We start from the raw sequence: 18,965 nt of genomic DNA, 5'->3' as shown, positions 1-18,965 counted from the left end.
TTCATGTCATTCCTTCTTGTAAGAACGCTTTACCTTGGATGTTGAACAAGAGTTGTGCTCCCCGACTGTTCGAACATTTTATGAAAACGCTTTTAAGTCAGAATGAAAGTAATTTTCTGAATAAAGTATAACATATTTTTCACTGAATGAGCATTCAGTCAGGGATTTTTTTAGTTTTTATTATTTTGGGCAAACTATTTTTATGGATTTTAGTTGAATCGAGGTGTGTTGAATGGTCTTTTTATTAGTGATTGCTTTCGTGTTATGGATCGGATTGGACCTTTTTCTAGGTGCAAGAAAACGAAGAAAAAACGGTTCGTCTATGAAGTCTGTACAGGCCGACCTGGAATTTTTCGCAGATGGTGACGATTTCTTTCGATCACTGCTTAAAGACCTTGATGCAGCCGAAAATACCATCCATATGATGTTTTTTATTATTCGAGATGATAAAACAGGAAATGAGTTCATCGATAAGCTTTGTGAAAAAGCGTCATCAGGCGTGAGCGTAAACGTGTTAGCTGATTTTATAGGAAGTAAAAGCATCAAACGTTCGACAATTAAACGGATGAAGGAATGCGGTGTGCGCTTCTCATATTCTAAAAAAGCATCATTTCCTCTTCTGTTTACGTCTTTAAACGAACGAAATCATCGGAAGATTACCGTAATCGATGGAAGAATCGGGTATATGGGCGGTTTTAATATTGGAAATGAATATGCAGGAAAAGATCCGAAGTTCGGCTACTGGCGTGACTACCACTTGCGTCTAAAAGGGGAAGTGGTCCACGAACTTCAAAAACAGTTTTTCAAAGACTGGTCACTTGAAAATCCTGATGCCAAACTAGCTGATGCCCTATTTCCACCCTTAACTAAAGGAGAAACAACTGTGAAACTTCACGTTACGGATGGGAACAACGTCGAAGAGGTGTTTTGCTCTCTTATCGACAAAGCTACGAGCACCGTCTATATCGGAACACCTTACTACATTCCAGGATCTCAATTACAGAAAACGATACTGAATGCGATTCATCGAGGCGTGAGTGTGAAGATTATCCTTCCGATTCGAGCGGACCATCCTTTCGTGCAAGAAGCATCGTATCCTTATTTGACAGAACTTATTGAAGCCGGCTGTGAAATTCACCAGTACATGAATGGATTTTTTCACGCTAAAGTGCTGTTGATCGATAAAGAAATATGTGACATCGGAACAGCTAATTTCGATCGAAGAAGTTTTACGATTAACGGTGAAATCAACTGCATTTTTCGTGATAAAGAGATGCTCAAACAAATCAAAGAAACGATCGACAGAGACATCGTTCAGTCAGAACTACTGGATATGAAAAGGCTCAAAAATCGGACGTTGAAAAACCGCCTGATCGGACCGCTTGCGAGGGTACTCTCTCCGTTTCTATAAGCGACGCTCTACGAACGGTTTCGTTCAATTGTACGAGGGAATGAAAGTAGTAACACACATGAAAGGATGCTCTTAATGAAACTGCGGTTTGGCTATGTCTCACATGCACTTGCACTATATGAAGCAACCCCTGCTCGAACGATGACGTTTGCTCGCTATAGTAAACTTTCTGAAGAAGAACGAATGGAAAAGCTTCTTTCCGTTACGGATGCAAACTTAACGAATACATTACGTGCACTGCATTATAATATCGCACATGAAATAAAAGTTTATCGAATGTCTTCTTCAATCGTTCCCCTCGCTACACACCCTGAAGCGAAGTGGGATTATAAAACGCCATTTCGAGATAAGTTTAAAGAAATTGGTGACCTCGTTAAAAAACATAACCTTAGAGTGAGCTTTCACCCGAATCAATTCACACTTTTCACAAGTCCTAGGAAGCAGGTAACCGAAAATGCCATCACAGACTTGGATTATCACACGTCCATGCTTGAACTGATGGGACTCGATAATCGATCGATTACAAACATTCATATAGGTGGTGCATACGGTGACAAAGAAGAAACGCTAGGACGTTTTTATGAAAACTTCAACTCAGTATCGGACCGAATAAAGGAAAGGATTACGCTTGAGAACGACGACAAAACCTACGACGCCGAAGAAACACTTGAAGTTTGTGAAAAAACGGGAGTACCGTTTATTTTTGATTATCACCATCATATGGCCAATGAAGGAAACGGCCTATCAAATGATTTTTTCGAACGAGTTGAAAAGACGTGGCAAGGTCGAGGCGTTCCGGTGAAGTATCACTTATCGTCGCCTAAATCAGAAAGTGCCTACCGGAGCCATGCGGACTACGTTGATCCAGAGTTCGCCATACCTTTTATAAAAATGCTTAAGGAATATGGTGAGGATGCGGATATTATGATCGAAGCAAAGAAAAAAGACCTTGCAGCCCTTAAACTGGTAGAAGATCTTTCATCGATTCGTGGAGTTAAACGATTGGATGGGAGTACGCTTTTATGGAAGTGAGAAATGCGAGTACGGCATGATTAAATTCTCTAAATGATTTTGTTGGTATTTCATGAAATGTATTTGATACCCTAACAGTCCTTACAGACGGAACAGCTTTTTCATACATCGTCTGATAATGATGAAAATAAAATGCAAATTCACCCGTTAAATGTAATATCGGAATGTGTAAATTGGGAAGCTTTTCTACACAGGTGTACAAGCGCCCTTTCACATAAAACTGTTTTAATACCTCTGGATCTGTCAATTGAAAATAAGATCGTAGTATTCGAAACTCAGCCTCCGTTTTTGCATGGCTTTTCGCTACAATCCAGGAAAGAGCCTTCAGGTTATATGCAAGAGAAATTCCTGCTTTAAACTCCAGGTTAAGAAAAGGGTCATTCACCTCAGGGAACCCGCCACATAACACAAGGGCAACCACGCGATGTTGATGATTAATGGCAAATTCCTGAGCGATACTGCCTCCACTGGAATAACCAATAATAACAGCTCGATCGATATGAAGAGCATCCATGAAGTTTTTCAGATCATCTGCAAGCAGGGAGATTGATAGCTCATCGTTACCAGATGAGCTCTTTCCATGTCCCCTCATATCAAACAGAAGAACACGAAAAAAACGTGTGAGTTCCTTCTGTTTATGGAAAACAGCATGCCCCATTCCAGGAGGATGAAGAAAAATTAATGGCAAACCTTCTCCTTCGTCTTCATAAAATATTCGGGTGTTTTTAGAATGTACATATGGCATATCATCAGTCCTTATCTTGAATACATAAAATGCTTTCGTCAGGTTTGAACGAAAGCATTGTTATCTTACAAAATAATTGTTAATTAAAGAAAGCTCCTGAGAAATACTCATAAGCCCTAAAGCCAAGGTAAATACCAATAATCCCTGCAATCCCTGCAAATGCTGGAGGAGCAGGAATCGGTAGCTTAAAAATCGCAAATACCAAACCGACAATAAATCCGGTCAAAATTGCAAGTAAAACCATTTTCATAAAAATCGCTCCTTTTATTTAATAGTATCCCCGTAGTTAAAGAGGAATATGAAGACGTTTGAAGCACTCTGGCTTTCAAAAGCTTGGTTGTTAATCCGCTCAAAGTTGCAACTTGACTATTCTATCAAAAACATAACCCTTGAAGCCATGGAATTATTTACATAACGTTGTCGCTTACAAAAGATACTAACGATAGGTATATCCTCTTCTTTGTCTAATAGTGTATTACAAGGAGTGTGGTGAAGATGACACATGAAGACTGGTTAAAAGAGGCGATTAAGCTTGCAACAAAAAGCGTTGTGACCAATCAAGGCGGACCTTTTGGTGCCATCGTTGTAAAAAACGGACAAATCGTTGGTCAAGGGAATAATCAAGTGACGTCTATGAACGACCCTACCGCTCATGCGGAAGTTGTTGCGATACGAAATGCATGCACGAACATTGGATCTCATCAGCTTTCTGGATGCACGATCTATTCTAGCTGCGAACCATGTCCGATGTGTCTTGGAGCCATTTACTGGTCAAGGACCGATACGGTATATTTTGCTGCTACTCGACTTGAAGCTGCAGCGTCAGGTTTTGATGATGCGCTGATCTATAATGAAATAGAAAAACCGCCTGAGAAACGCATCATTCCCTTTCATCACATCGGTTTAATGGAAAGCAAAGATCCTTTTGACGTGTGGGGAAGCAACAATAGTCGAATCCATTATTAAGTACAAAAACGTCAGGAGCAATCCTGACGTTTTTGTGTGACTTACATTTTTTCAGGTGCTGTTACACCGATGATTTCAAGCGTGTTTTGAATCGTTTGTTGAACTGCCTTCATCAATTTGAAGCGAGCTGCACTAAGCTCTAGATTCTCAGGATCTAGTACGCGCTCCGCATTGTAAAAGCTATGCAGCGCCGCCGCAAGTTCGAACGCATAGTTCGTGATGCGGTGTGTCATGCGTTTTTCAGCTGCTTCAGAGATTGCTTCAGGAAGCTCTCCAAGTTTCTTCAGAAGGTCGATCTCTTTTTCTGACGTGATGAGTGAAAGATCTGCATCATCACTAAGATCCATCTCTCTTCCCTGACGGAGCATGCTGCACACTCTCGCATGAGCGTATTGCACATAATAAACCGGGTTTTCATTTGATTTAGACACGGCAAGGTCCATATCGAAATCGAGATGAGAGTCTGAGCTTCTCATAGAGAAGAAATAACGCATCGCGTCGATGCCAACTTCGTCCATCAATTCACGAAGGGTAACCGCTTTACCCGTACGTTTACTCATCTTCATCTTTTCGCCGTCTTTAAACAGGTTGACCATCTGAATGATTTCTACTTCTAGCTGCTCTTTTTTATATCCTAGCGCTTCGATCGCCGCTTTCATTCTAGGAATGTAGCCGTGGTGATCTGCACCCCAGATGTTGATGAGCTTATCGAAGCCACGATCGAGCTTATCTTGGTGGTACGAGATGTCTGGTGTTAGGTACGTATATGAACCATCGCCTTTGATTAAGACACGGTTTTTATCATCGCCATATTCAGTTGAGCGGAACCATGTAGCGCCGTCTTCTTCAAATGTTTCTCCGCGCTCATGAAGCTTTTTCAGTACCTTATCGATCTTACCGGACGTGTAAAGAGATGTTTCAGAGAACCAAACATCGAACTCAACGCCAAATTCAGCAAGGTCTTTTTTCAATTTCTCAAGTTCGCGTTCAAGTCCGTATTCACGGAAGTAATTGTAACGTTCTTTTTCTTCGAGCTCTAAAAGACGGTCGCCTTCTTTCTCGGCTAAATCTTTTCCGAACTGAACGATGTCTTGACCTAGATAGCCATCTTCAGGCATTTCTTTTTCTTGACCGAGAGCCTGCATGTAACGTGCTTCAAGAGAAAGAGCCAGGTTATGGATCTGATTACCTGCGTCGTTGATGTAGTATTCTCTTGAAACGTCATATCCTGCACGGTCAAGGATATTACAAAGCGTGTCACCGTAAGCCGCACCACGTGCATGGCCTAAATGAAGACTTCCGGTAGGGTTAGCTGAAACAAATTCTACTTGGATCTTTTCGTTTTTGCTGGCAGATTTCCCGTAATCACTGCCCTTTTCTAAAATCGTCGGAATAAGCTCATTCAAGTAGCTCGTATCCATAAAGAAGTTGATAAAGCCTGGGCCAGCGATATCGATTTGCTTGATGGATGCTTTGTCCATATCTAGATTTGCTTTAATGTCTTCCGCAATCGCTCTAGGCGCTTTTTTCGCAATACGCGCGAGCTGCATCGCCATGTTCGTTGCATAGTCCCCATGAGCCTTATCTTTAGGTGATTCTAGAATGACTTCTGGAATCTCATTTTCACTTGCGAGTCCCGCTTGAATGACGGCAAGTTTAATCTGCTCTTTTAACTGTTCTTTCTTTTGTTCAACACTATTCATTGCCTTGCTCCTTTCCAGCTTAACGACAGCTCGTGTCGCTGTGTTTCATCTTCTTCTAGATAAAGAATATAGCGAAGGGTCAAACGCCCTTTGTTTTTTTCTCGATCGACCAGCTGCTCGATTCGTTCTGTACGAATCTGCATCGGCATGGAACCGAACGGCGTTTTATATAAACTTTCAGAGAGCTGTCCAGGCGCAAATCCCTGGCGCATCGAAAGTGCTCCTCTACGGATCACCGTTACCTGCTCGTTATCTATTTTCACAGTTGTGGAAACCTGTCCAATCTCAAGGTTTTCTTCATATCGCAGATACAGGGAGTCGCCCTTCTCAACGAGTTTACCTTGAACGGTATGATTAGAAGATTCTTTTTCTCTACCTGATTGAATTCTAGATTCAATCGTTAAATCGATCGGATGATCACTCATCGCATTCACGTCCTTACACATCGTTAACTTTCTTATTATATGAGAAAAAGAGGCTGTATTCAAATTGAATACAGCCTCAGTCCAAATTTATTCCTTATGAGTCCAACCAAGCAGCATTTCACGAATAAATTTACTTGCTGCGATCGGCGTTTTTTCTGATGGATCATAAACCGGTGCAACTTCCACTAAATCGGCACCAACTACGCGTACGCCTGCATCTGCGATCATTGTGATCGCTTCTAGCAATTCTTTCGATGAGATGCCTCCAGCTTCAGCAGTACCTGTCCCTGGTGCGTATGCTGGATCTAATACATCGATATCGATCGTGACGTAGACGTTGCGTCCTTCTAGAGATGGAAGAACTTTCTTCAATGGTTCAACCACTTCAAATTTCGACATGTGCATGCCAGAATCCTTAGCAAATTGAAATTCTTCTCTCATCCCAGAACGAATTCCAAACGAGTACACATTCTCCGCTCCGATCAAACCACAGATCTTTCGAACAGGTGTCGAATGGGATAATGCTTCCCCCTCATATTCTTCACGAAGGTCAGCGTGAGCGTCGATGTGGATGACCGCAAGATCGTCATACTTCTTGTTGAAGGCTTTTATAATCGGCCATGTCACAAGGTGCTCTCCACCCATTCCTAATGGAAACTTCCCTTGATCGAGTAAAGAATCGATATACTCTTCGATGAGTTCGATGCTTCGCTCAGGATTTCCGAAAGGCAGTGGGATATCACCTGCATCGAAATATCGAATTTCTTCAAGGTGCCTGTCCATATATGGACTGTACTCTTCAAGGCCTAACGAGGCTTCTCTAATGCGGGCAGGACCAAATCTTGAACCAGGACGAAAACTTACTGTCCAGTCCATTGGCATGCCATAGATCACAACATTACTATCATCAAATGAAGGGTTACTTAAAATAAACACGTTTCCAGAATATGCTTCATCGAATTTCATAGCTGCTCTCCTTACTTCAGTAGATCCTGCACAAATTTAGGTAGTGCAAAACAAGCTTTATGAAGATCTTTCGTATAGTATTTCGTGTCGATGTCATGGAAACGGCTTTCTTCTACTTCAAGTGGGTCAACTTTTTTAGAGCCTATCATAAACGTCCATAGTCCGCTCGGATACGTTGGGATATTTGCTGTATAAAGGCGCGTGATCGGGAAGATTTCCTTCACGTCGCTCTGCACTTGTGAAATGAGATCCGCTTTGAACCAAGGGTTGTCCGTTTGAGCAACAAAGATGCCATCTTCTTTTAGGGCTTTTGAGATTCCCTCATAAAAGCCTCTTTCAAAAAGCTTCGCAGCAGGGCCAACTGGCTCAGTAGAATCGACCATGATCACATCGTAGTCGTTCTCGCTTTCAGCAATATGCATAAATCCATCAGCTACTAGTACTTCGACACGTTCATTTTCAAGTTCGCCAGCAATTTCAGGTAAATATTTTTTAGAGTACTCGATTACTTTCCCATCGATTTCAACTAATACCGCTTTTTCTACGGAAGGGTGCTTTAGAACTTCACGAATAACGCCACCGTCTCCCCCACCTACCACGAGGACATGTTTCGGGTTCGGGTGTGTGAACAAAGGCACATGCGCTACCATCTCATGGTAAACGAACTCATCTTTTTGAGTCGTCATGACCATTCCATCGAGAACGAGCATGTTTCCAAACTCTTCTGTTTCAATTACATCGAGACGTTGAAAATCCGTTTGTTCAGTATGCAGCGTTTGTTTGATCTTTGCCGTGATTCCAAAACGCTCCGTTTGCTTCTCTGTATACCATAATTCCATCTCTATCACTCCTCAATTCTATCTCTTTATCTAAGTTCCCGATTCAGATGACTCAAAACAGGATTAGTATAACGCAAATGACTGTATGTGAACCGAAAATCTTCATGTTTTTTGCAGCTTCATCAATCGTGAAGCACAAGAAAAGTATAGTTCACTTTTATAAAAAAGCAAGAGGATTTTTCAACTGGTTTTAGAAAAGAATCATCCATACGATGCCTGCAAGAATAAACCGATAGATTGCGAACGGAATGAGGCGGACCCGCTCGATAAAACGGATAAATGTTACAATAGCGATAAGTGCTACGATAAATGACACAAGGAAGCCAACCGCGAAAACCGGTATGTCTGAAACCGTTAAGTATTGGTAGCTCTTCAGTAAATCGTACCCGCTCGCAGCAACCATCATCGGTACTGCTAAAATAAATGAGAATTCTGCTGCCGTCTTATGTGTTGTTCCTAGCAACACACCACCAGAGATCGTTGCTCCTGATCGTGAGAACCCAGGCCAAAGTGCGAGACATTGAAAGACGCCGATCGAGAAAGCCTGTTTCAATGTCAGTTCATCGAGGTCATTCGTAACTGCAGCTGTCCTCTTCAGGTCAGCTAGAATCATAAGAACGCCTCCTAACACGAGTCCTATGACGACAGTTGAAGGTGAAAAGAGATACGTTTTAATGACTCCGTGAAGTAAGAATCCTGCTACGATCGCAGGTATCATTCCTAGAATAATGTGCATGAGAGAAAGTCCCCCCTTATTATCATCGAGGGAAAATAAATCTATAAATCTTTTTCGATACACCACAACTACCGCAAGAATCGCCCCTAGCTGGATGACGATTTCAAACGTTTTCGCTCGTTCATCTACAAAGTTCAACCAGTACCCTGTCAGAATTAAATGACCTGTAGACGAAACTGGTAAAAATTCCGTCAACCCTTCCACTATTCCAAGAATGATCGCAATCAATAATTCCACTACACTCTCTCCCTTTGTAAAAATGAACTCATTCGTTTTATCCTATTCAAAAGTTGGACAATTATTTTTATAGATTGGCGTGTTTAAGAGTTTCTTGATTGTCACATACTAGATTTAAACAAGAAATGTGGGGGTGAACCACATGAAGCCAATGAGTGAACGTTTTACCTATTGGAAACGCTTGGGGAAACTATCTTTACGTTTGATGGTTATCGGCTTACTTTTTATCGGTCTTTCCTTTGGATCGATCTATTTGCTTGCCGTTTTCGTTGGTGCTCCACCACTTCAGGTGCCACAAACAACGATTTATTATGATACGGAAGAACACGTTATAGGAGAAAGCAACCAGAGTGGTCAGAATCGCTACTGGGTTCAGCTGGACGAGATTTCGCCGGCTTTGGTAGATGCTACACTCTCAATCGAAGACCGAAGTTTCTACGATCATTTCGGCTTTGATTTTAAACGGATCGGAGGAGCGGTTCTAGCTGATTTAAAAGCGATGGCGAAAGTGCAGGGAGCAAGTACGATCACACAGCAATACGCGAGAAACTTATTCTTAGAACACGATAAAACGTGGAAACGAAAAGTACTCGAAGCGTTCTATGCCTATCGACTCGAAGTTCACTACTCGAAAGAAGAAATTCTCGAAGGGTACCTGAACACGATCTACTATGGACACGGAGCGTATGGTATTGAAGCAGCAGCGAGGTCTTACTTTGGAAAAGGTGCGGATGAACTATCGGTTTCTGAGTCAGCCATGCTCGCTGGCATTCCAAAAGGACCGAGCTACTACTCCCCATACGCAGATGCCGATCGATCAAAAGAAAGACAGTCGACCGTATTGAACGCGATGGTCGCAACGAATAAGCTCTCAAAGGCTGAAGCGATCGAGGCTGAAAACGAAACGATGGCACTACAGGCGTTTAACGAAGAAAAAATAGAGTCCGAAACGGCTCCTTATTTTACAGCAGAAGTGAAGAAAGAATTACGAAATAAACTTTCATTAGATGAGCGAATTATTGAAGAAGGCGGACTTCATGTCTATACGACATTAGATTCCGAGATGCAAGTTAAGGCTGAAGATCTTGTGGCGAATTCCATTGAGGAAAAAAGCGACATCCAAGCCGCGCTCGTTGCAATGGATCCAAAATCCGGAGCGATCAAAGCGATGGTTGGTGGACGAGACTATAAAGAAAGTAAATTCAATCGAGCTACCATGGCAAAGCGTACTCCTGGATCGACTTTCAAACCTTTTCTCTATTATGCTGCGATGAACAACGGCTTCACACCATCAACGCTCGTAAGAAGTGAGCCCACGAACTTTTATTACGACGGTGATAAAAAAACCTATTCTCCTCACAACTATGGGGATGCATATGCGAACGATGAAATTACGATTGCGCAAGCACTCGCCCTATCTGATAACATCGTCGCTGTCAAAACACATATGTTTCTAGAAGAAAAGACTCTCGTTGAAACAGCAAAAACATTCGGGATCGATAGTAAGTTATCAGCGATTCCATCCCTTGCACTCGGCACGAAACCTGTAGGAATCTTAGAGATGACGGAAGCCTACAGTATGCTCGCAAACGGAGGGTTCAGTGTTGAACCTCATTACATTGAAAAAGTAACAGACCGTGATGGCAAGGTGATCTATGAGCACAAGTCGAAGAAAGAACTTCGATTAAAGCCAGAAGCTGCATTCGTCACAACGAGCATGATGACAGGGGTTTTCGATGAATCACTGAATGATTATACAAAAGTAACGGGATCTGGTGTCGATCATTTGCTAACGAGACCTGCCGCTGCAAAGACTGGTTCGACGTCGACAGATAGTTGGATGGTCGGCTTCACACCACAACTCGCTACATCCGTATGGATCGGATACGATGAAGGCAAGAAACTGAATTATCGAAACGATGGGTTCTATGCGAAGAAAATTTGGGCTCAATTTGTTGAAGGTGCACTCGAAGGGGAAGAAGCAAAAGAATTTAAAGCTCCTGAAGGTGTCGTAGGAATCGACATCGACCCGCAAACAGGGAAGATCGCAGGTGAAAACTGCCCGAACAAAAGGCTCACATACTTTATAGAAGGAAGCGAACCGCATGAGGTATGCGACGTCCACGTCGGCCCATCTCACCAGCAAGACATTCAAGAAAACAAGAAAGGATTCTTAGACCGCTTCTTTAACTGGATAAGGTAACGAATATAAAGCTGTCGAGAACTTCTCGGCAGCTTAAGTTTTTCTTATATAGTTGAATTGAATAGAAAGGCCAATCCGATTTGGGTTCATTGCAAACTAGTAGGAGTGACTACCGCTTGACTCCCGCGGAAGAACGGGCGACAGAGACCCCGGACCGCTTTTGCCCGGGAGGAGGCTCGGGCGCTCGTCCGCAGGAAAGCAAGCGGTAGTCCTACGGCAACGGGAGCACAGTAATATGATTTTTCAGGATTTTCCTTATCTCTTCACTTCTGGATCAGGCTTAATCAGTGAATCCAAATCTTGTTCGATGCTCATCCACTTCTGTTCTGTCATCGTAATCGCATCCTTTACGCCTGCGTTATAAAAGGATGGACCTAACTCAGACATAACAAAATGAAGAAAGTTCTCTGCAGCGAGCTCACCGATCTCTTCATCACGCTCATTATAAAAGTATGTTTGAATTCGCTCGATCAAGTCTTGTTTTTTCTCACGGGGAAACTGTTTCCACATGTCGACCACTCCTCTCACGTTTAAGAAAAGTATAACATCTCAATACAAAAGGACCCGGAGACATTTCTCCGGGTCCTTTTGTGTCCTAGCTATATGTGTTGTGTATCATAATTTTAATCCTACTTCATCGAAAGCTCAAGCGATTTCATAACTTTTTCAAAAAAAGGTCATAACTTACTTCTCAAGTGCCACTTTCAACTCATCACTAGAGCGGTCGTAAACACCTTTATCGAAGTCGATCAAGTAGTTACGAAGCATTTCTCTAGATTTATCATCCATATTGTCGACGATGACCTTCCCTTTCATCGACTTATCCATGTTGTTCACGTGTTCAGGCATACTCTTCCATGCACGCTTCGCCTCTGCGTTCAAGAAGAACTCACATGCTCCGATCCCATGATAAAACGGGCCTTCCTCACCTCTTTGAAGCGTTACCCATACGATCCATGCCGTATGTCCATCAGGAACTTCTTCTTTCGTTTTGACGAGCTTTTTACGCTTTTCAAGTGCACTTCTTGCGTGCAGTGCACCTATATCTACATAAACCTCGTCCGTCGTAGGATCGATGATAACAGGGGATACGTTGTCTAAATTAATGGTTCCGACCCCATATCCTCCATGACCATCCGTAGAGTCACCACTCAAAATATTAAAGCCTGTTGAAGGCTTTTTCTTAGGCTTTTTTTCTTCATCTTTTGCCACGTTGAACGACCTCCTTTATTCATTATTCTCCGCTAACATTTTATCATATACACACTACAGTATTCATCCTGCAGCAATCGTGCCGATATAAAAAAGGAATTTAATAATTTTCCCTTGCTAAAAAATCTTTTTACGAATAATATAGAGATTGTGTTTAAAAATCGTTCGTATTTACAGGAGGTATCCCATGCTAAACTCCTTTTTCAAACTAAAAGAAAACGGAACAAGCGTTAAAACTGAATTATTAGCAGGTATCACCACATTCTTAACAATGGTGTATATCGTTATTGTAAATCCTATTATCCTTTCATCAGCTGGTGTGCCATTCGATACGGTGTTCATGGCAACCATCATCTCAGCTGTTGTCGGTACCCTTTGGATGGGTCTATTCGCGAACTACCCGATCGCAATCGCTCCAGGTATGGGCTTGAATGCTTACTTTGCCTTCTCCGTAGTAGGCAGCCAGCCCGGCGTGTCGTATCAAGTAGCTTTTGGAGCTGTTTTTATTGCAGGTATCCTATTCATTATTCTTTCACTAACCCCGTTTCGTGAAAAATTGATCGAAGCGATTCCTACGAACCTAAAGCTTGGTATTACTGCAGGTATCGGTTTGTTCATCGCGTTCATCGGATTACGCATGACAGGAATCATCGTTGCTAATAAAGAGAATCTCGTTACACTCGGTGATCTCCATTCTCCAGAAGTATTACTCGCACTCGGAGGGTTAATCATCACGCTTATTCTGATGGCCCGTAATATTCACGGTGCGTTATTCTTTGGAATGATCGCTACAGCGATCATCGCTATTTCGACAGGACAGCTTGAATTTAAAGAAGGGATCGTTGGATCACCTTCGTCTCCAGATCTATTTATTTTCGGAAGTCCGCTACAAGCATTTAAAGATATGATCGAGTACGGACTATATGCTGTTGTCTTCTCATTCTTACTCGTTACGCTTTTCGATACTACTGGCACCATGGTAGGCGTTGCAGAGCAAGCTGGTTTGATGAAAGGGAAGAAAATGCCTCGTGCACGTCAAGCGCTTCTCGCAGATTCAATCGGTACAACAGTTGGTGCTGTATTCGGAACGAGCCCGACTAGTGCTTATATCGAATCATCTTCAGGCGTAGCATCTGGTGGTCGTACCGGCTTAACGTCTGTTGTGGTTGCAACCTTATTCATTGCCGCTGCTTTCTTCGGTCCACTAGTAGGTGCTGTTTCAGGACTTGCTGCGATTACTGCTCCAACGCTGATCATCGTCGGAAGCTTAATGATCAGTGCAGTTGGAAAGATTGAGTGGCATGAGTTCGATGAAGCATTTCCTGCTTTCTTAATCATCTTGACGATGCCTTTAACATCAAGCATCGCGACAGGAATCGCACTTGGCTTCATTACGTATCCTGTTCTTAAATTAGTAAAAGGAAAAGGACGCGAGGTACACCCGCTTCTCTATCTGTTTGCCGTTCTCTTCTTCTACCAACTCGCATTTCTTCCGCATGCTTAATCACATGACCTGCTCTTCAGCAGGTCATTTTTTCATTTAATTAGCGTTCCAATTCCCTTGAAATTCCACTATAATATTTATTTAAGAGAATAGTAATAAATTTCCTGTTGGAGGTATAACGTGGACGTATTTATCGGGCGTCAGCCGATCTTAACAGTCGATAAGCAGCTGTTTGGTTACGAATTGCTGCACAGGACTGGAAATCTTAATTCGTTTGATGGCTTAGATGGTAATCAAGCAACAGCTGAAGTCATCTCCAATTCCTATTTGACGTTTGGATTAGATAAATTATCAGATCATAAAAAATGCTTCATCAATTTTACGAAAGAGTTAATTCTTGATGAAACACCACTCCTCTTCTCTCCTGACTCAATCATTATCGAGCTGCTTGAGGACATTGACATAACTGGAGATGTGATCGAGAAGTGTGAAAGCTTTAAAGCGAAAGGATATACCATCGCAATCGATGACTTCACTGATTTCGGAAATTACGAAAGCATTCTACATGTGATCGATATCATTAAAGTTGATTTCCTTGGAACATCAAAAGAAAAACGGATCGAGATCATGAATCGTTTTCGTCACCTTCCGATTCAGTTTCTAGCGGAAAAAGTAGAGACATTAAAAGAATTTGAAGAAGCCAAAGCGCTAGGATTCAAACTATTTCAAGGTTATTTCTTTAGCAAGCCTTCTATCCTTTCTACAAAAGATTTGAAACCAATGCCCCAGCTTTATATTCAGATGCTGGATGAAATCAACAAGCCTATGCCTGATATCCAGGCAGTCGCTACTCTTGCTGAAAAGGACGTCGCACTTTCTTATAAGTTGTTACGCTTGATCAATTCCCTCGGCCTTCAGGTAAAAGTCAGCAATGTTAGACAAGCAATCGTTCTATTGGGGCTAGCCGAAGTGAAAAAATGGATTCTGATACTCATGTTTACAAAGGATTCTAATCAATCTACTGAAATTCTGCACCTGTCTCTTACGCGTGCAAAACTATCAGAGTTAGTAGCAAAGAAAGTAAACGTGAACCCGCACCAAGCCTCTCTCGTCGGAATGTTTTCGTTGCTCGATACGATTTTGCAGCGTCCGATGGAAGAAGTTCTGAATGATTTACCGATAGATGACACATTAAAAGAAACCTTAACGAACGATCGAGAGACGGTTTATCATCACATTTTAACTATGATTAAAGCTCTAGAACGGAACGACTGGCAAACGGTAGCCTCTTTCCTAAATGAGTTCAATCTAGCGAGTGAAGATCTTCAAAGTTCTTATATCGACGCTCTTAAATGGTCCGACTCTATCATTCAAGTAGCAGTGAAAGTTTAGAAAAAAAGAGATGGCTCCTTGAGCCATCTCTTCTACTTCCATTCAACCGTTCGATTGTTTTCACTACTCTCTAGCGCCAGCTCGATACATTTGATGACGTTCAGCGCTTCATGAGCCGTAACGGGTGCTGGGGCTTTCTCTTTGATCGATCGCACGATACCTTCATAGTAATGGTGATAAGCTCCTTGAACAGTAGGAACTTTTTTCTCATTATCTCCTGTAGTAAGCGTGCCATAACTCTGTTCAGAGTCTTCACCCCATCCAGACTCGCCTGGAATGTGACCTTTCTTCAGCGCATCTTCCTGCGGATCGATGCCCCACTTCACATACGAACCTTCCATACCGTGTATTTGATAGCGCGGTCCGTGCTTGTGAACGAGTGAACCTCCATGCAGAATCACTCTCTTCTTCCCATACTTCAGTACCAGATGAAAATAGTCATCAGTCTTTGCGCCTTCACGCTGTGCGACGACGTCTGCCATCACGCTGTCAGGTTCTCCAAATAACGTAAGAGCTTGATCGATCAGGTGAGAACCTAAGTCAAAGAGGATACCCGAACCTTTCTTATCTTGTTCTCTCCAACGCTCGCGCACTTCGCTCCGAAAACGATCATAGTGAGCCTCATACGTAACTACCTTACCTAAGGCATCGTTTTTCAACAGTTTCTGTATCGTAAGAAAATCGTTATCAAAACGTCTATTATGATAAACGCTTAGGAGACATCCATTTTGTTCTGCAGCATTGATGAGTTCTTCGCATTCTGAAACACTTACTGCAAATGGCTTTTCAAGAACAACATGCTTTCCTGCGTTCAGTGCTTTCATCGCCATAGGATAATGAAATTCATTTGGTGTCGTAATGACCACAAGTTGGATTTCGTTATCATCAAGAACGTCTTCGATAACAGGAACAACCTCCGCATCAGGCAAGGTATGCTTTACCTTCTCAGGGTTTGAAGAAACTACCTTTGTGATATGCATGTCTTTTACAGCCTTCATCACCGGAGCGTGAAACGTTGCCCCTGAAAACCCGAAACCTACGATCGCACATTTTATTTGTTCCATGAAGAACACTCCTTTACTTCAATATGAGTCTTTTGAACCTTTTTTCGTAATTTACCTAAGCTCGACATAATTCTGCAATATCTTCTGCAATGGAGGGATTATACTAGTCTTCAATAGGGTATTTATTGTAATAGTTTCGAAATAATTGTAATAAAAGGTGGAGATCGATGATGAAAGAACGTTTAGTTTCGCCAATGACAATCGGAATAGGAATCGGTATTCTAGCCACTCTGATGTATGTACTCCTGTTAGAAGCCGGTAACTTTCAGCATAGCGTGATGAGTGGCAGCATCGCTCTTATTCTTGTTCTTATCATTTTTTCAATTCTAGGTATTGCTTGGATGCCTTCTCTCATCGAACGAAGAGAATCATTAAGTCTTTCTGCCGGCATCACCTTTCATGTGCTATCATCCTTCTCGATCGTCTTTCTATTAACAGAATCCATTCCTGGATTACAGCAGCTCATCCTTCCCTACCTAAGCACATTGATCTTTTCTCTCCTTATGATAGGGCTAATCATTCTGAACGGCTTTGTTCTAACGAAAATTAACTTCAGCAAGCTACAAACGAGTCTTTCAAAAAGAATTCCAATAAAAGGTTAGACAAAAAGGTGCCGAATCAACTTCGTGCACCTTTTTCTATTGAACTCTTATTCTATTGAAGCAAGCGATTAAGACTAGAGATAAACGTATATGCCTCTTCGATCTCATCACTCGAGTAGTTTTGCTTTCGTTTGATCGTCTGAATCTTATCGATCACTTCTTCTTTCGTAAGTTTATCGAAAAACAACACTGTCGAAACAAGCTCTAGAAAACGTGAGCTTTCTCCATTCATTCTACAAATACATTCATTTAAAGATGGAAAGTCATGGTTATAATGGCTCAGGAATTCAGTTCCTTGATCCGTTACGGAATACTTGTATTGATAATAGTTCCCTTTGCTTTCCTTCACTTCTCTGACGAGTCCAAGGTTGCATAGCTCTTCCACTCTGAGCGTCAATTCTTCGGAATAAGGTCCATAAAAGTGAAACTGATACTTCTCGTTAAATGGGAACTGTAGTTTTTTACAAATGTAGACGATTTTCTGAAGCTTTTTCCGTCCGATGACTTCTCCCGCTTCTTTTAATACAGTGATGACTTTCGCATGATCTTCTAGCAACCTGTACCCCTCCCCAATTTTCTTTTTACAGGTTGTCCAAAAAGCTTTCTTTATCTGATTTGGTTAGACCTGCAGACCATGCAGGTTTCTTTTTGAACAGGTTAATCTAATTGAAGCAATGACTTTATGCGACGAGTTACGTTCGTATCCCCCTTCAGGATTAAATCTGCGGGATAATAGAGCTTGTGATCTGTACGCTTCTTGCCTGAGATCGCTTCGACAACTTCGGATTCTCGAGAAAGTTCCCGAAGATCGCCACCTGGCTTAAGGAGATGGATTGGAAGCCTTTCTTCTTCTTCTCCAGGTCGATAGAAATCATATGGAAGATCTGAGGAAGAGTCTACTTCAAGGTAATAGTCTGGATCGATGCCAGCTTCTTTAAATGAATCGTATAGCTCTCTCCAATCGTTCATCTTCTCCATCGGATTGAATTCAACATACTTGAATAGCCTTCGATTCATAAATCGCTCGCAAAGATCGCTAAGAATCTCGTCCTCTTCCTCTTGCCACATTTGGAAATAAAACATCGCAACAGATTCATCAAGCTTAAGAAAATCTTCAAGACTGATATTCTCATTAAACAGTGAGTAGAAATGGATCGGTTCGTACTTAAAGGAGTAACCTTCGAGATAAAGTTTCTTTGCACGATGTAAGATCTTGCTTAAAATAACTTCCGCACTTCTTGTCACGGGGTGAAAATAAATTTGCCAATACATCTGATAACGACTCATGATGTAGTCCTCTACCGCATGCATCCCACTCTGTTTGATGACGATCTGATCATCACCAGGTCTCATGACGCGCAAGATACGCTCGATATCAAACTGACCATAGCTAACGCCTGTGAAGTAAGCATCACGCAATAAGTAATCCATTCGATCCGCATCGATCTGGCTTGAAATAAGGGAAACAACTAGTTTGTTGTCATGCGTTTTAGCAATCACGTCTGCAACTTCTTCAGGAAAACGATCGCTCACTTTCCGAAGGATGCGATTGATTTCCGTATCACCCAATATGACCATGCGGGTAAAGTCTTCGTGATCGAGTCCAAATACCTTTTCGAACGAATGAGAAAACGGGCCATGTCCAACATCGTGAAGAAGCGCAGCACACATACTTAACAATCGATTTTCTTCGTTCCAACCGTCATATTGAGAGAAGATTTCGTTAATCCTCCTGACGATTTCATAAACACCGAGTGAATGACTGAAGCGACTATGTTCAGCTCCGTGAAACGTTAAATAGGTCGTCCCTAACTGTCTAACTCTGCGAAGACGTTGAAACTCCTTCGTTCCAATCAGCTCCCAGATTAAACGGTAGCGAACATGTATGTAGCGATGAACTGGATCTTTAAAAACTTTTTCTTCGTTTAATCGTTCGAGCACAGCGTTGGACTCCTTCCGTCAAATTCATCCCCTTATTATATCTCAAA

The 18,965-nt window shown here is 42.0% G+C and carries 19 protein-coding genes; 7 read left to right on the top strand and 12 right to left on the bottom strand.

The window, feature by feature from the left end:
* Nucleotides 1–232 precede the first annotated feature (232 nt).
* Nucleotides 233–1,411, top strand: a complete 1,179-nt coding sequence (gene cls / locus ACXAEY_RS01490; RefSeq protein ID WP_474809981.1) for a cardiolipin synthase — start codon at nt 233–235, stop codon at nt 1,409–1,411.
* A 75-nt stretch (nt 1,412–1,486) separates the two neighbouring features.
* Nucleotides 1,487–2,443, top strand: a complete 957-nt coding sequence (gene uvsE / locus ACXAEY_RS01485) for a UV DNA damage repair endonuclease UvsE (RefSeq protein ID WP_474809980.1) — start codon at nt 1,487–1,489, stop codon at nt 2,441–2,443.
* Here uvsE and ACXAEY_RS01480 read toward each other — a convergent pair.
* Nucleotides 2,406–3,131, bottom strand: coding sequence for an alpha/beta fold hydrolase (locus ACXAEY_RS01480; RefSeq protein WP_474809978.1), 726 nt, complete (start codon nt 3,129–3,131; stop codon nt 2,406–2,408). The two genes, uvsE and ACXAEY_RS01480, sit on opposite strands and share 38 nt — an antisense overlap.
* 136 nt (nt 3,132–3,267) lie before the next feature.
* Nucleotides 3,268–3,438: a XapX domain-containing protein gene (locus ACXAEY_RS01475; RefSeq protein ID WP_474809976.1), complete on the bottom strand. Its 171-nt coding sequence runs from the start codon at nt 3,436–3,438 to the stop codon at nt 3,268–3,270.
* A gap of 245 nt (nt 3,439–3,683) precedes the next feature.
* Here ACXAEY_RS01475 and ACXAEY_RS01470 point away from each other — a divergent pair, with 245 nt between their 5' ends.
* Complete coding sequence (locus ACXAEY_RS01470; protein ID WP_474809974.1) at nt 3,684–4,154, top strand: nucleoside deaminase; 471 nt, start codon at nt 3,684–3,686, stop codon at nt 4,152–4,154.
* Between the two features lie 41 nt (nt 4,155–4,195).
* Here the strand turns inward: ACXAEY_RS01470 and argS are convergent, their stop codons facing one another.
* The 5 genes from argS to bacA form a co-directional block, all read right to left on the bottom strand.
* Nucleotides 4,196–5,857, bottom strand: coding sequence for an arginine--tRNA ligase (gene argS, locus ACXAEY_RS01465; RefSeq protein WP_474809972.1), 1,662 nt, complete (start codon nt 5,855–5,857; stop codon nt 4,196–4,198).
* Nucleotides 5,854–6,282 carry a YwiB family protein gene (locus tag ACXAEY_RS01460; protein WP_474809970.1) on the bottom strand — a complete coding sequence of 143 codons (429 nt, stop codon included), beginning with the start codon at nt 6,280–6,282 and terminating at the stop codon, nt 5,854–5,856. The genes argS and ACXAEY_RS01460 overlap by 4 nt, the downstream gene beginning before the upstream one ends.
* Before the next feature lie 87 nt (nt 6,283–6,369).
* Nucleotides 6,370–7,248 carry an agmatinase gene (speB, locus tag ACXAEY_RS01455; RefSeq protein WP_474809968.1) on the bottom strand — a complete coding sequence of 293 codons (879 nt, stop codon included), beginning with the start codon at nt 7,246–7,248 and terminating at the stop codon, nt 6,370–6,372.
* A gap of 11 nt (nt 7,249–7,259) precedes the next feature.
* Nucleotides 7,260–8,087, bottom strand: a complete 828-nt coding sequence (gene speE, locus ACXAEY_RS01450) for a polyamine aminopropyltransferase (RefSeq protein ID WP_474809966.1) — start codon at nt 8,085–8,087, stop codon at nt 7,260–7,262.
* A 190-nt stretch (nt 8,088–8,277) separates the two neighbouring features.
* Nucleotides 8,278–9,084 (bottom strand): undecaprenyl-diphosphate phosphatase, encoded by an 807-nt coding sequence (gene bacA / locus ACXAEY_RS01445; protein ID WP_474814702.1) that lies wholly within the window; start codon nt 9,082–9,084, stop codon nt 8,278–8,280.
* Nucleotides 9,085–9,202: 118 nt separating this feature from the next.
* On the opposite strand from bacA, the gene ACXAEY_RS01440 reads away from it, so the two are divergent.
* Nucleotides 9,203–11,263: a transglycosylase domain-containing protein gene (locus tag ACXAEY_RS01440; RefSeq protein ID WP_474809964.1), complete on the top strand. Its 2,061-nt coding sequence runs from the start codon at nt 9,203–9,205 to the stop codon at nt 11,261–11,263.
* Between the two features lie 255 nt (nt 11,264–11,518).
* Here ACXAEY_RS01440 and ACXAEY_RS01435 read toward each other — a convergent pair whose 3' ends face one another.
* Nucleotides 11,519–11,773 carry a DUF2164 domain-containing protein gene (locus tag ACXAEY_RS01435; protein ID WP_474809962.1) on the bottom strand — a complete coding sequence of 85 codons (255 nt, stop codon included), beginning with the start codon at nt 11,771–11,773 and terminating at the stop codon, nt 11,519–11,521.
* A 174-nt stretch (nt 11,774–11,947) separates the two neighbouring features.
* Nucleotides 11,948–12,475, bottom strand: coding sequence for a YwhD family protein (locus ACXAEY_RS01430; protein WP_474809961.1), 528 nt, complete (start codon nt 12,473–12,475; stop codon nt 11,948–11,950).
* A 187-nt stretch (nt 12,476–12,662) separates the two neighbouring features.
* Here ACXAEY_RS01430 and ACXAEY_RS01425 point away from each other — a divergent pair, with 187 nt between their 5' ends.
* Together ACXAEY_RS01425 and ACXAEY_RS01420 are read left to right on the top strand one after the other, a co-directional pair.
* On the top strand, nt 12,663–13,979 hold the full coding sequence (locus tag ACXAEY_RS01425; protein WP_474809958.1) for an NCS2 family permease: 1,317 nt from the start codon (nt 12,663–12,665) through the stop codon (nt 13,977–13,979).
* Between the two features lie 120 nt (nt 13,980–14,099).
* Entirely contained in the window at nt 14,100–15,311 is a 1,212-nt protein-coding gene (locus ACXAEY_RS01420) for an EAL and HDOD domain-containing protein (protein ID WP_474809956.1), read from the top strand.
* A 32-nt stretch (nt 15,312–15,343) separates the two neighbouring features.
* Here ACXAEY_RS01420 and ACXAEY_RS01415 read toward each other — a convergent pair whose 3' ends face one another.
* The gene (locus ACXAEY_RS01415; RefSeq protein ID WP_474809954.1) at nt 15,344–16,375 is read right to left on the bottom strand and encodes an oxidoreductase; all 1,032 of its coding nucleotides are present in this window, start codon (nt 16,373–16,375) and stop codon (nt 15,344–15,346) included.
* A 167-nt stretch (nt 16,376–16,542) separates the two neighbouring features.
* Here ACXAEY_RS01415 and ACXAEY_RS01410 point away from each other — a divergent pair, with 167 nt between their 5' ends.
* Nucleotides 16,543–16,977, top strand: a complete 435-nt coding sequence (locus ACXAEY_RS01410; protein WP_474809952.1) for a hypothetical protein — start codon at nt 16,543–16,545, stop codon at nt 16,975–16,977.
* 52 nt (nt 16,978–17,029) lie between these two features.
* On the opposite strand, the gene ACXAEY_RS01405 is transcribed toward ACXAEY_RS01410, so the two are convergent.
* Both ACXAEY_RS01405 and ACXAEY_RS01400 read right to left on the bottom strand, forming a co-directional pair.
* A complete protein-coding gene (locus ACXAEY_RS01405) occupies nt 17,030–17,533 on the bottom strand; it encodes a YwgA family protein (RefSeq protein ID WP_270180429.1) in 504 nt (167 codons plus the stop codon).
* A gap of 101 nt (nt 17,534–17,634) precedes the next feature.
* Nucleotides 17,635–18,918 carry an HD domain-containing protein gene (locus ACXAEY_RS01400; RefSeq protein ID WP_270180430.1) on the bottom strand — a complete coding sequence of 428 codons (1,284 nt, stop codon included), beginning with the start codon at nt 18,916–18,918 and terminating at the stop codon, nt 17,635–17,637.
* Nucleotides 18,919–18,965: the final 47 nt, after the last annotated feature.

The sequence above is a fragment of the Anaerobacillus sp. ABA4_114 genome (genome assembly GCF_056159065.1).
Note: the sequence above shows the minus strand (reverse complement) of the source record. Positions and strands in the feature narration are given on the sequence as shown.

What these genes read in the sequence shown, in the direction of transcription:
- ACXAEY_RS01475 (WP_474809976.1), bottom strand. Translation starts at nt 3,438, where the DNA reads ATGAAAATGGTTTTACTTGCAATTTTGACCGGATTTATTGTCGGTTTG.
- ACXAEY_RS01425 (WP_474809958.1), top strand. Translation starts at nt 12,663, where the DNA reads ATGCTAAACTCCTTTTTCAAACTAAAAGAAAACGGAACAAGCGTTAAA.
- uvsE (WP_474809980.1), top strand. Translation starts at nt 1,487, where the DNA reads ATGAAACTGCGGTTTGGCTATGTCTCACATGCACTTGCACTATATGAA.
- ACXAEY_RS01415 (WP_474809954.1), bottom strand. Translation starts at nt 16,375, where the DNA reads ATGGAACAAATAAAATGTGCGATCGTAGGTTTCGGGTTTTCAGGGGCA.
- argS (WP_474809972.1), bottom strand. Translation starts at nt 5,857, where the DNA reads ATGAATAGTGTTGAACAAAAGAAAGAACAGTTAAAAGAGCAGATTAAA.
- ACXAEY_RS01435 (WP_474809962.1), bottom strand. Translation starts at nt 11,773, where the DNA reads ATGTGGAAACAGTTTCCCCGTGAGAAAAAACAAGACTTGATCGAGCGA.
- ACXAEY_RS01410 (WP_474809952.1), top strand. Translation starts at nt 16,543, where the DNA reads ATGATGAAAGAACGTTTAGTTTCGCCAATGACAATCGGAATAGGAATC.
- ACXAEY_RS01440 (WP_474809964.1), top strand. Translation starts at nt 9,203, where the DNA reads ATGAAGCCAATGAGTGAACGTTTTACCTATTGGAAACGCTTGGGGAAA.
- ACXAEY_RS01460 (WP_474809970.1), bottom strand. Translation starts at nt 6,282, where the DNA reads ATGAGTGATCATCCGATCGATTTAACGATTGAATCTAGAATTCAATCA.
- ACXAEY_RS01470 (WP_474809974.1), top strand. Translation starts at nt 3,684, where the DNA reads ATGACACATGAAGACTGGTTAAAAGAGGCGATTAAGCTTGCAACAAAA.
- speB (WP_474809968.1), bottom strand. Translation starts at nt 7,248, where the DNA reads ATGAAATTCGATGAAGCATATTCTGGAAACGTGTTTATTTTAAGTAAC.
- speE (WP_474809966.1), bottom strand. Translation starts at nt 8,087, where the DNA reads ATGGAATTATGGTATACAGAGAAGCAAACGGAGCGTTTTGGAATCACG.
- cls (WP_474809981.1), top strand. Translation starts at nt 233, where the DNA reads ATGGTCTTTTTATTAGTGATTGCTTTCGTGTTATGGATCGGATTGGAC.